11 protein-coding genes are annotated in these 11,777 nt (G+C 39.9%); 4 read left to right on the forward strand and 7 right to left on the reverse strand.

Annotated elements, in window-relative coordinates; translation table 11 throughout:
* Positions 1-142: 142 nt before the first annotated feature.
* The 5 genes from AAC852_RS19455 to AAC852_RS19475 form a co-directional block, all read right to left on the reverse strand.
* Positions 143-1,084, reverse strand: a complete 942-nt coding sequence (locus AAC852_RS19455; protein WP_340622415.1) for an acyl-CoA thioester hydrolase/BAAT C-terminal domain-containing protein — start codon at positions 1,082-1,084, stop codon at positions 143-145.
* A gap of 441 nt (positions 1,085-1,525) precedes the next feature.
* Positions 1,526-2,425 (reverse strand): LysR family transcriptional regulator, encoded by a 900-nt coding sequence (locus AAC852_RS19460; RefSeq protein WP_047681529.1) that lies wholly within the window; start codon positions 2,423-2,425, stop codon positions 1,526-1,528.
* 467 nt (positions 2,426-2,892) lie between these two features.
* Positions 2,893-3,180 (reverse strand): LCI family antimicrobial peptide, encoded by a 288-nt coding sequence (locus tag AAC852_RS19465; protein WP_340622416.1) that lies wholly within the window; start codon positions 3,178-3,180, stop codon positions 2,893-2,895.
* Between the two features lie 124 nt (positions 3,181-3,304).
* Positions 3,305-3,595 carry a hypothetical protein gene (locus AAC852_RS19470; protein ID WP_340622417.1) on the reverse strand — a complete coding sequence of 97 codons (291 nt, stop codon included), beginning with the start codon at positions 3,593-3,595 and terminating at the stop codon, positions 3,305-3,307.
* A 294-nt stretch (positions 3,596-3,889) separates the two neighbouring features.
* Positions 3,890-4,168 (reverse strand): LCI fold-containing protein, encoded by a 279-nt coding sequence (locus tag AAC852_RS19475; RefSeq protein WP_047681534.1) that lies wholly within the window; start codon positions 4,166-4,168, stop codon positions 3,890-3,892.
* Between the two features lie 361 nt (positions 4,169-4,529).
* Here AAC852_RS19475 and AAC852_RS19480 point away from each other — a divergent pair, with 361 nt between their 5' ends.
* From AAC852_RS19480 to AAC852_RS19495, 4 genes are read left to right on the forward strand one after another with little or no spacing between them, the layout of a single operon-like run.
* The gene (locus AAC852_RS19480; RefSeq protein WP_340622418.1) at positions 4,530-5,267 is read left to right on the forward strand and encodes an ABC transporter ATP-binding protein; all 738 of its coding nucleotides are present in this window, start codon (positions 4,530-4,532) and stop codon (positions 5,265-5,267) included.
* Positions 5,260-6,468 (forward strand): ABC transporter permease, encoded by a 1,209-nt coding sequence (locus AAC852_RS19485; protein ID WP_340622419.1) that lies wholly within the window; start codon positions 5,260-5,262, stop codon positions 6,466-6,468. Before AAC852_RS19480 ends, AAC852_RS19485 begins: the two co-directional genes overlap by 8 nt.
* Positions 6,461-7,924 (forward strand): TolC family protein, encoded by a 1,464-nt coding sequence (locus AAC852_RS19490; protein WP_340622420.1) that lies wholly within the window; start codon positions 6,461-6,463, stop codon positions 7,922-7,924. Before AAC852_RS19485 ends, AAC852_RS19490 begins: the two co-directional genes overlap by 8 nt.
* Positions 7,917-9,149, forward strand: coding sequence for an HlyD family secretion protein (locus tag AAC852_RS19495; RefSeq protein ID WP_340622421.1), 1,233 nt, complete (start codon positions 7,917-7,919; stop codon positions 9,147-9,149). The genes AAC852_RS19490 and AAC852_RS19495 overlap by 8 nt, the downstream gene beginning before the upstream one ends.
* Before the next feature lie 96 nt (positions 9,150-9,245).
* On the opposite strand, the gene AAC852_RS19500 is transcribed toward AAC852_RS19495, so the two are convergent.
* Positions 9,246-10,349, reverse strand: coding sequence for an alkene reductase (locus AAC852_RS19500; protein WP_340622422.1), 1,104 nt, complete (start codon positions 10,347-10,349; stop codon positions 9,246-9,248).
* 284 nt (positions 10,350-10,633) lie between these two features.
* Positions 10,634-11,731, reverse strand: coding sequence for an NAD(P)/FAD-dependent oxidoreductase (locus AAC852_RS19505; protein WP_340622423.1), 1,098 nt, complete (start codon positions 11,729-11,731; stop codon positions 10,634-10,636).
* Positions 11,732-11,777 lie beyond the last annotated feature (46 nt).

Below are 11,777 nucleotides of genomic sequence, written 5' to 3' on the forward strand. Positions count from 1 at the left end.
CCAACAGAATAACAATAGTGCAAATTTCTGATGATTAATTGAAGTAATGTAATTAGAAAACAAAAAATTACAGTCATCTAAGTGATTACATAAGATGACTGTTTTCGCATTACTACCCTATATTCATAATCTAGGACGATGATTAATTACTGTTTTCAACAGCGCCCTTGCTTTGTAACTGATACCAATTTTTAATATCTTTAGTAATTATTGCAGCATGATAATTTCCGTCATTATCTTTGAAAAAGTGATCTAACCCATCATAAGTCTTAAAAGAAACCTTTGGGTTATCAATAGCTGCCATCACCTTTAGTATTCCAGCCGCATCAGTATTATTATCACTCATACACTGGATAACCAATAATGGTATTTTACTGGATTGGATCAATCTCTGATTATCAATGGATAATGATTCATACCACCAGTTTGCACCATGTCCACTGACTACCATGCCAGCGGGTAAGTTATTTTTCTTTGCTGCTTCCGCAAAAGTTCTAAAACTGTTAACTGCTTCATCGGACATTTCTGCCGGAGTCTCACGCCTGATGCTATGGATAACATCATCAATAAAAAAACGCCCACCACCATTAATCGAAATCGCAGCAGTAATAAAATCTGCATCAGACGCTATCATATTGGTAACAAGAGCGCCTTCACTTCCTCCAATAAGGACAATATGGCGGTATTTGTTTTTTAATTGATTTAATACGGCAAGATAATCTTTAACGCGTTTTGATGGCGAATCATTCTGAATATATATCTGTGGACATGCCGAATCATTAACTTCAATCCCATTTTTTCCAATACTGCTATCAAGCCCTGCTTTTTCTACTAAGAGAATATCATTCTCAGGAAAAGTAGCACCAAAATTTTCTATCATTTTCCGGTTATTGATAACACTGTTACAATCAGAACCCTGAATCAGAACAAGAAGATTTTCAGAAGGTATGCTATTTCTTTTTATCAAATAATAAGTAATTTCTTTGCCATTATTTCCCCGTAAACTATATGTGGTCTCTTCAGCCATAGATTGCATAGACATTGAGGTTAAAACAAATACGATGTAAATAAGTATTTTTTTCATAATATCCTGACCATTCTAATTAAGATAAAGTGATGTGAGATAGCCACAATACACAAATTAACGGATAAGGTAGCAATCTTATGACAGAATTTCAAAGTAACCAAGTTCACTCTGTATTTGATCATTATCCTGAGTTATATCAAGTGCCGTTATTAACGATAAGGAACAACCATCCGATTAGGTCGTTTTAGTGATTCACGTATAGCTATCTTTTTTCACTGCCAAACCACATTGATTGATACGTTTAGAACTCTTTTTCCTGAACTGACTTATTCAAAAAATCGGGCGATAGTTTTAGATCCAAAAGATAATTTGCCCAAAAATGAGTTAAGTTTATGCATTGAAATGTCACTCACTTATAAATTGAGGAAAAAAAGATAAAGGTTCCATTTTTATTTGTGATGATAATAATCAACTACACTTTGTAGACAATAACTAATGTCACAACCGATTAAGGCTTGAACTATAGCTTTTAATAAAATCAATAAAGCAGCGTAAACGCGGGGAAAGTGTTTGGTTACGGTAATAGACTGCATTAATCGGTTGTTTTTGCTCGAAAGTGATGTGAGGTAATATTTGTTTAAACTCTCCTGTTTCTCTCATCTCATGAGTCATGAAATCAGACAAACACACTATGCCCACACCTTTTCGAGCCAGGTTACACAAAATTTCACCACTGCTTGCGGCGATTGTTGGCGTAATTTTAAAACCCTTCTTATCACCGTCGTACAGTGGCCACTCATTGAGATTTTCTGGCGCAGTAAATCCGAGTAAACAGTGTTGTTGTAATTCTTCAACCGTTTTAGGCTCTCCATAGCGCTGTACATAGAGAGGACTTGCCAGAATACGTAACTGACTATGACCTAACAATGTGGCATGCAGGGAAGAATCCGTCAGCGAACCAATACGAAAGGCAATGTCAGTGTGCTTTTCCAGTAAGTTGGTCACACCTTCATAGTTGGTCAGTTCCAGTGTTATTTGCGGATAGATTTCATGAAATTGAGCAACCAGCGGTGTAACGACGTGGAGTAGAAAGGGAGTAGATGCATCCACTCGTAGAGTACCAGAAGGAATATTCTTGTGGCTTATCAACACTTCTTCCGCTTCTTGCGCAAGCTTCACCACTTCACGCGCTTTTTGTAAAAATGCGGCGCCTTCTTCGCTGAGTTTGATCCGTCGGGTAGTTCGGTATAACAAGGTACTATCCATTTTCTCTTCAAGGCGTAACAAAGCCCGGCTGGTAGTGGAAATAGTAAGATCCAGTCGTTCGGCAGCAGCAGTTATTGAACCGCTGTCTACCACAGCAATAAACACCTGCATTTCTTCCAGTGTAATTTTCATTTTTGCACTTTATTCAATTATTTTTCTCAGATTACTGATTATTTTTGCAAAGATCAACTTTAGCGCCGTCTGTTAGCGAACAACTGAATTAGGGAAGATTAAATAAGGGCAGTAATATCATTTACATGCCCGCCTTATTTAGGCGGGTAGTTACCGTCTCGACTAACATCAGTGCTGCTCATTCTTTTTCTGTGAAATATTTTGTTTCTGGCCAAGCCATAAGCAGGGAAATTTTATCAATAGATTCATCCCGCTGTAATGCATTCCAGTCATTTCATCCAACGGAAAAATTAAAGCAATTTTATATTGATGAAATCAAAGTGCGTTTGCATCGGTTTTAGAGTAAGGAGCCATTTCAACCTGATAACCATATGTCGAGGATGATTAGCAAAAGGATATAGGATAAATTGACATAAAGTAACATTCCGCTAAAAAGCCTCTAATGATAAGAGGCTATCCAGAGGATTTTATATTTTCTTACCTTCATAGTAAGCAACATATCCTTTACCACAACGAGGAGCTACCGGTTTAACACTTTGTAAATAATACCTAACATTTCCATCAGTAAATACATTATCAAAAGCGTAATTAGGACGAACTTCATATAAAATAAATATTGTACCATTTAGTCCAGTGTGGGTTCTTCCAGAACTATAACAATCGTTATAGTTAAAATCTGTATTTGCTGATGCAGTTCCCACAGTTAATAATATACCTGCGAATAATAATCCACCTGTTAATAGTTTCTTAAACATAAAAATTTCCATTTAACAAGAAAAAATAGAGGATATCATTATGTAAAAACCCCATTATTTTCAATGAGGTTTGTCAGTTCTATGAAAATCCTATAACTATAATAAGAGGCTTTCCGAGAAAAATTTAACTTGCTACACCTCTGAATTGAGCGACGAAAGCAAGAACTCCATTCTCTATACAAGCGAAAGAAGGTCCTTGAAAATACCATGTAATATTTTTCTTAACATCAGGCTCATACCGAGTAAAGACATTAGCAAAATTGTTATAAGGATTAATAACTTGTCTTATATATTCATCGCCTGCTTGGTATACTGTTTGAGATGGACATTTTGGTAGTGTCTGTGCCGATGCAGTTCCTGCTGTTAATGCAATACCCGCGGCTAATGCCCCAACTGTTAATAATTTCTTGAACATAAACATTCTCCTGTAATAGTTTTAAAATTTTTAACTTAAATACATTAATTACCCAATTGTTCTTGATAATGTGCGTTAAATCTAAATCATCATGTGATGATGTTACAATTTTAAAATTTGTAAATTTTTTATCTTATATTGGAAATTTAGATGGCGTTATAAAAAACTGTTAGAACCAGATAATAACGTAAAATCGGGAATATTATCGTTCATTATAATATCCAAAACCCCGTTTTTTTAAACGGGGTTTATATGCATCATAAATTTATTATGATAATAATTTTCTCTGGTGAATTAGTATTTTCTTCCTTGATAATAAGCTTGATAGGCTTTCCTTCCGGTATTATATCTACACTCTCCATTCCCAATTTTTCCTTTAAAATACCATGTGATACCATACCTTTCAAAGGTATTTGCGAAATTATTTGTTGGGTTAACAACATACATTTCATAAAGATTACCGGTAAGATGTTTTGGTACGTTTTCAACCTGACAATTATTTAGTGCCATTGCATTACTACTCAACAAAACACCCACAGCCAATGCCCCAACTGTCAATAATTTCTTGAACATAAGCATTCTCCTGTAATAGTTTTAAAATTTGTAGTTTAAATACATTAATGATCAAATTGTTTTTGATAACTCGCGTAAATATAAAACATCATATGATGATGTTACAATTTTAAAATTTAGAAATTAGCTATATTTTTATATTCTGGATTAGAAATCTAATCTCTATTATCATATTTTATGATCAACAATGATTCTACTATTATTTACGCAAAGAAAATAATTTATTCATAATTGCAACTCAATGTACCATAACAACATTGATTTTAGGTGACTTGATTATTAATTCCTTAACGATATCAGAAACTGGATATTTTAATAAAGATGAATGTAGACATTAAAGCGGGGAGATATTATAAAAATAATGGATATTATAAATTCACTTCATCCCACAATACCGATATCACCTGTTATCAATATGCAAGGACTAACCCGTGTTTATCAACATGGAGGGGAGGGCGAAGTATCGATTCTGAAAAATATCACAGCACAAATTCTTACCGGTCAGAGTTGTGCTATTGTCGGCGCATCAGGTTCAGGTAAAAGCACATTACTGAATATTCTCGGCCTGCTGGATAAACCTACTTCGGGGGAATATTTTCTTTGCGGCGTTGATATGTCAACAGCCGATGCTGATCTTCGTGCCAGAATGCGTAATAAAGAAATTGGTTTTGTTTTTCAAAGTTTTCATTTGTTGGCCGGAATGACATCGACAGAAAATGTCGCTCTGCCGCTTCTTTACCGCGGTATTTCTTCCTCACAGGCCCATAAAATTGCCAGAGAAAAACTACACTTGGTGGGGCTTTCACACCGTGCCATGCATTATCCGTCAGATTTATCCGGCGGGCAGCGTCAGCGAGTGGCGCTCGCCAGGGCATTGGTCGGAGAACCTTCATTACTGCTGGCTGATGAACCAACCGGCAATTTGGATCAGCAAACAGCAGAAGAAATTTTATTGCTACTTTCTTCTCTTCACACAGAAAACGCGATGACGCTGGTTGTAATAACCCATGATGCTATGGTTGCAAACCATATGCAGCGCGAATTACGCATGATTGATGGTCAGTTGCATGAAACCAAAAGGATGACAACACATGCATGATAATCGTCAGTCCGGCAACTATGGCATGTCGGTATTAATGATGTGGAAAGAAGCCTGGCGTAACTTAATGGCAACAGGGAAAAGTTCTCTGCTTGCTTTATCGGGGATTGCTATTGGTTGTGCGTCTATTGTGGCATTTGTGAATACCGGACATAACGCCACACTGGCTGCGTTAAAGATGTTCAGTGGGCTGGATATCAATGTCATTACAACAAATTTTTACTCATATAATCATGGAATTGATGGTGACTCACTTAATATGGCCGAGCTGACAACGGCTATTCCTGGTTTATCTTCAACAGCACCGTGGATCTATTCTCCTTCTTCCGGTCGATATAACGGGAAAACAGAAACATTTACCGTAATAGGTTCTTCTGCGGCACTGGAAGAAGTTATGCAATTGCGACTTCGTTATGGCCGGTTCATCTCTGATTATGATCAGCACTCGCCTTATCTGGTCATTGGCAATGAAGTCGCGGTTACCCTTGGTGAAGGGGATCCATCCCGCATAATTGGCAGGCAGATTCAGCTTGGCAATTATTTATACACTGTCATTGGCATTTTCGATGTAAAAGGGCAAAACCCCATCTTTCCTTTTTCTCTGGATTCGGTTGTGGTTGCTCCTATCAATGCCATGCGAAAAATCTCATCCAATATTGATCTGAACGGCATCATCGCCCGTACCATAACAAACGCAACCACAGAAACCGATGCAAAGGATTTATTGGCGTTGCTCAAACGAAAGTTTCCAGAGGTTAACATTGATGTTCGGGTTGCTCAGCAATTACTGAAAGGGCAGACAGAACAAAGTAAAACCTTTTCTTTTATGTTGATTGGGTTAGCCGGCATTTCGCTGCTCACTGGCGGCATTGCGATTTCGAATGTGATGCTGATGAACGTTTCGGCTCGGCGAAAAGAGATTGGGTTGCGAATGGCTTTAGGGGCAAGAACTCAAGATATCCGGCGTCTTTTTTTGTATGAAGCTGCGGCACTGACTTTTGCCGGCGCAATCCTAGGTGCGTTAGTCGGTGTCATCGTCGCCTTTCTTTTTGTTCTTTATTCTGGTTGGTCATTTTCTCTGGCTCCTTTATCTATTCCATTAGGAATAGGGAGTTCAATCGTAGCGGGGCTTATCTCCGGCTTTTATCCCGCGCATAAAGCCTCTCAAATGGAACCGGTACAGGCATTACGTGATGATTAAAAAATATTTCCTTTATAGCTCGTTGACTTTGTTTTTCTGTTTTACTCAAACAGGAACCTTTGCATCTGAACAGGGACGATGGGTTTTATCAGAACCTGATTACAGTCTTAGCCGGGAAACTTCTGGAGAAGTGATCGGCTTGTCGTTGAGTGATGCGATATCGCTTGGTTTAAGGAATAACTACGCAATCCGCAGTATTTATCTGGATCGCATTGCGCAAAAATTTGATTTACGGGTGGCAGAGGATAGATTCACACCAAAATTACAGCTAAGTGGACGTTACATTGCAGGTAAAAGTCAGGATTCAAGTTTCAGGAAAACTAACCTTTCTCCTAATGCCACATTGCTCACTCCTTTGGGAACGCGTTTCACACTTTCCTGGACGCGTGAGAACAATAACTCAAGGATAAACAAACTTCACAATGATGGTGCAAGTATTACTGTGATACAGCCTCTTTTACGGGGAGCAGGAACCGATATTAATAATGCCCCAATCTTACTGGCAAAACTCCGGGAACAAACCAACCGATTGAATCTAAAAGCAACTATTTCCGATTCCATCACACAAATTATTCTGGCATACCATGCGTTACTTCGTGCTCAGGAGCAACAAGTATTATCCATCGCTTCCCTTAAACGTATGCAGAGATTAGTGGAAACAAATAAAGAGTTGATTGATGCCGGCAGAATGGCCCAGACAGATATCATACAGACGCAGGCTGATTTGGCCATGCAGGAACTATCGGCAAAAGAGGCTGAAAACAATGTACATACTGCAAAGCTGGCATTACTTAAGTTACTTGCCCTGAATCTTAAAACTCCCATCCAGGCGACCGATACGTTGGAAGGTACTCATGTCAGCTTGAATGTTGAACAATCTATTAAAAAAGCGCAGGCTCAGCAGCCGGGTTATCTGATCCAGTTACTTTCCGCAAAAGAGGCAGATATTCAATTATTACAGGCCAGAGATAACCAGCTCTGGGATTTATCATTGGTTGGAGGAACATCCCAGTATCGTTCATCCTCTTCTGAGGCCCGCAACTGGGAAAATTATGTAGGTATACAACTGGATATTCCAATCGGTGATATGACCCGGAAACAAGAGGAAGTTCAGGCCAGAGTGGAAGTCCAGAAGCAGGCGTTACATCTGGAAGAGGCCAAAATAAATCTGGAACAAAGAGTCATCAATGCCATCCGAGATACAGAATCACGCTGGCAGGAATATCAACTAGCAATAAAAGCCAGTTCACTTTCTCAAAAGAAACTCGAAATTGAACAGGAAAAATTACAGGCAGGGCGATCCAGTAACTTTCAGGTTCTGAGTTTTGAAACCGACTTGAGAAATGCCGAAAATGCACGCCTGAATACACTTATCCACTATCTCAATGCTCAGGCCGAACTGGATCAAATTCTTGGCACGACACTGGAAAGCTGGGAGATCGTTCTCAATGACTAAACGTTATCAATGGGCCATCGTTGGCGTACTTATAATAGTAATTTGTTTTTTTGCCTTATTGTTCTCAGGGTATTTGTCCTCAAAAGAATCGTCAGATCAGGGATCAGTACAGTGGATTGAAGTAAAACACAACCTGATAGAAAAGCAATTAGGTCTGGTCGGCAAGCTGCAATCCGGGCGTCTCGAAACTATCCCTGCGCCATTTGATGCCATTATCAAACAAGTTTTGGTCAAAGAAGGGCAGCAAGTGAAAGCTGGTCAGACATTAGTGATACTTGACACCCGCAAGCTGGATATTGAACTTCGGCAGGCGCAGGTTGAAATGATTAAAGCCTCATCTGCCGTTGAACAATTGCGTGATTGGGAAAACAGTCAGGAAGTCATCCGGGCCAGAAGAAATGTCGAAAATGCGAATCATATGGTGATGGAATTAAAAAATAATCTGGCAAAAACACAGGCGCTTTTTTCACGAGGTATCGTTCCACGAATGGAAGTAGAAAACCTTGAGCAGCAACTTCGTCGGCAACTCACGGAGCTCGCTTCTGTAAAGGATGATCTTGTATCAACCCGACAAAAAGGAAGTGCTAGCAATGTACGTGTTGCAGAGATGGAGCTGCAAAATGCAACCAGCCGCTATCAGGCACTACAGGAACAATACACCCATAAAGAAATCAAAGCGCTCAGAGCAACACAGGGAGAAAAGGGGAAGTTATTAACAATTCAGACCGGCGTGCGGGTTACCGATGGGATGCCTTTACTGGAAGTGATGGACACAACACAGTATCAGGTACTGGCAAAAGTTGAAGAAACTGATCTCGCCAAACTCAGAGAAGGGCAGGCAGTAAAAATTAGCGGGGAGGGGTTTTCCGATTACCCTTTGGATGGTGAAATTGAAACCATTGCCATGCAAAGTGTGAATAACGACAACCCCGGATCGGCGATTTATTATGACGTTGTGATTAAAGTGACTTCACCCATGAAACAGGGTTACCCCATCAGACCCGGTATGAGTGCCAAAGTTAATATTATTACTTATCGCAATGAACGGGGCACTGTTGTGCCAGAAAAAGCATTAACTCACGATAGCAATGGACAATTAACCGTAAACTGGCGCCCGAATTTAAAAAGCCCGGCTGTATCTCGTCGGGTAACTATCGGGGAAGCTATGCCGGAAGGTATGGAAGTTCATGGGTTGGAAGAGGGATTTATCGCGTTACCTCGTTGAAAATATTGATTTCAGATATGGGCGAATAAACAGCTCCCGAAGGAGCTGGAATATAAAGCCACCAAGAGATAGCTTGAAAATTGAAGGGATATATTTTTATTCGCTTATCGCCAGATAATCGGTATAACCTTCCTCATTGCCACCGAAAAATTTTTCTTTTATCGGCTGGTTTAATTCCAGTCCATTGGCAAGACGGTAGGGTAAATCTGGGTTAGCAATAAAAGAGCGGCCAAACCCGATCAGATCTGCCCAACCTTTAGTTAGCGCTTCTTCAGCGCGTTCCAACGTGTATTTTCCAGAATATATCAGCGTACCGTGATAAAGCAGGCGGAACGCTTCTTTGAAAGCGGCTGGCATAACAGGAGCGTCTTCCCAGTCAGCTTCCGCAATATGAATATAAGCCACCCCGATATCATTCAGCATACTCGCGGCAGCCAGATAAGTTGCTTCAGGGGTATCATCTTTTGAACCCATCAGAGTTGTGAGTGGTGCCAGGCGAACACCTAGCTTATCTTTACCTATTGCAGCAGCTACTGACATAGCGACTTCTTTCAAAAAACGTAACCGATTTTGCAGGGTTCCACCATACTCGTCATCCCGCAGGTTAGACTGGGAATCAATAAACTGATTAATCAGATAACCATTCGCTGCATGAAGCTCTACGCCATCAAAACCTGCTGCAATAGCATTTTTTGCTGCTTGAACATAATCAGTTACGATATCTGGAATTTCATCAAATGCCAGTGCTCGTGGCTGCGAGTGTTGTACCATTTCACCAAAACCATATTCAGGTCCACAACCTGCAATATCCACAAAAACTTTTACACCTTTTGCTTGAAGAGCAGAGGGAGAAACAGGCGCAGCGTTATTAGGTTGCAAAATTGTGTGTGAAACTCGTCCTACATGCCATAACTGGGCAAAAATTTTTCCACCTGCCTTATGCACTGCATCTGTTACTTTTTTCCATCCGATGACATGTTCAGGCTTATAAATACCCGGCGTCCAGGCATATCCTTGTCCCTGCTGACTGATTTGTGTCCCTTCACTGATGATAAGCCCTGCACTGGCACGTTGTGCATAATATTTAGCCATCAAATCAGTAGCTACACCATCTACTCCTGCCCGCGAACGAGTCATCGGTGGCATTACAATACGATTAGATAACAACAAACCACTCAGAGAATAGTGTTCAAAAAGCATAATAAACCTCATCCTTCATTAGAATTGATTGTGGAAGGCGATGAAATGAGCAAATATTTTCCCTCAGTGAAGCTGAGAAATTACCGAATTAAGAGATAGTTAAGAAGGGTTTTATTATCATGAGATAAATTACTCTAAAAAAGAGCAATAAACGCAGAAGTCTTTTGCTGATATTGCAAAGATGGCGAAAGCCATTTTCATTAAATCAGATATTGAGAGGCGAAAAAGCGCGGGGTAGGTGAGATGAACGCAAGTCTTCAATAATGTTATTAAAACGAGTAACCTCAATTTTTATCAAAGCGTGTTAGCCGGTACGGATTTAACGCAGCTTGTTCTGAGTTATTTATTATTTCTTCCTGCGCCAGTCGGCATATCAGAGGCGCAAGTGTAATTGCTGCATGCATGCTGATCATATATAAGCCACGATAATCAGCAACTTTTCCAACGATGGGCATTTCATCTTTAGGAATTGGGCGTATGCCAATAGAAGCCTTTTCTAAACATAGACTATCACTGCCTGTAAAGGCTTTTTTTATGACAGGTAAGGCATTCAGTGCGATGCATGTAGCACTGTTTTCAGGACAGTCACTTAAATAATCTTCTGCTGCAAGCAAAGTTTTTCCTGACATCGGACGAACTTCCATATCAGGCGTTGAGATAATATGGCGTACAAAAGGGGTTTCAGCGTGATGTCGATATTGCACGATAATAGAAGGAGATGCAGATAAGGGAAGCTGTTCCCCTAATTTTTCCATTAGAGAAATTATGCCGACACCGGCAGTCAGTACAATTTGATCAGCACAGATAACACCCTGTGATGTAGTAATTCCGAGAATCTGTTTGCCATTATAGTTAATGGCAGTCACTTCCGTTTCAGGCAGATAGGTGACACCGTTGTTCAGGGCTTCCTGCAAAAGTACTTGTGTTGCGTGAAAAGGATCAACAGCACCTTCTTCCGTTGCAAAGGCAGCAAGCTCTGGGAGTGTTGCTAGCTGTGGTTCCAGTGTCTGAAGTTCAGCTTTCGTCAATGCCTTAACATTAAAGCCGGATTTACTATAACCATCGATAAATTCACGGGTTGCAGATTCAGTTTCCTGCCAACTGATAGCACCTGACCAATTTATATTCAACTTTCCTTTTGTCTGTTTATCGAGATAACGCCATTCATTGAGTGCCTGCTGCCTGAGCTTGCTGTAGGCATCTGGTCTACCATAAGAAACATTGAGCCATGCAAAAGCCTGTTTAGTCACTCCGTTACCCGCTTGTCCTTTATCAATCAGGATAATTTCTCCTTTATAGTGGCAAGATAAGCACCATGCCAGTGTTGTGCCTACAAAACCGGCACCAACAATAACAATTTTATTATTTTTCGTCATATTCATGGTTTATAATCTGCCTGTTATTATGCATTTAAAAAATAGATTATAA

It is taken from the genome of Xenorhabdus siamensis (assembly GCF_037996745.1).
Lineage (GTDB): Bacteria > Pseudomonadota > Gammaproteobacteria > Enterobacterales > Enterobacteriaceae > Xenorhabdus > Xenorhabdus indica.

What these genes read in the sequence shown, in the direction of transcription:
- AAC852_RS19455 (WP_340622415.1), bottom strand. Translation starts at nt 1,084, where the DNA reads ATGAAAAAAATACTTATTTACATCGTATTTGTTTTAACCTCAATGTCT.
- AAC852_RS19460 (WP_047681529.1), bottom strand. Translation starts at nt 2,425, where the DNA reads ATGAAAATTACACTGGAAGAAATGCAGGTGTTTATTGCTGTGGTAGAC.
- AAC852_RS19465 (WP_340622416.1), bottom strand. Translation starts at nt 3,180, where the DNA reads ATGTTTAAGAAACTATTAACAGGTGGATTATTATTCGCAGGTATATTA.
- AAC852_RS19470 (WP_340622417.1), bottom strand. Translation starts at nt 3,595, where the DNA reads ATGTTCAAGAAATTATTAACAGTTGGGGCATTAGCCGCGGGTATTGCA.
- AAC852_RS19475 (WP_047681534.1), bottom strand. Translation starts at nt 4,168, where the DNA reads ATGTTCAAGAAATTATTGACAGTTGGGGCATTGGCTGTGGGTGTTTTG.
- AAC852_RS19480 (WP_340622418.1), top strand. Translation starts at nt 4,530, where the DNA reads ATGGATATTATAAATTCACTTCATCCCACAATACCGATATCACCTGTT.
- AAC852_RS19485 (WP_340622419.1), top strand. Translation starts at nt 5,260, where the DNA reads ATGCATGATAATCGTCAGTCCGGCAACTATGGCATGTCGGTATTAATG.
- AAC852_RS19490 (WP_340622420.1), top strand. Translation starts at nt 6,461, where the DNA reads ATGATTAAAAAATATTTCCTTTATAGCTCGTTGACTTTGTTTTTCTGT.
- AAC852_RS19495 (WP_340622421.1), top strand. Translation starts at nt 7,917, where the DNA reads ATGACTAAACGTTATCAATGGGCCATCGTTGGCGTACTTATAATAGTA.
- AAC852_RS19500 (WP_340622422.1), bottom strand. Translation starts at nt 10,349, where the DNA reads ATGCTTTTTGAACACTATTCTCTGAGTGGTTTGTTGTTATCTAATCGT.
- AAC852_RS19505 (WP_340622423.1), bottom strand. Translation starts at nt 11,731, where the DNA reads ATGAATATGACGAAAAATAATAAAATTGTTATTGTTGGTGCCGGTTTT.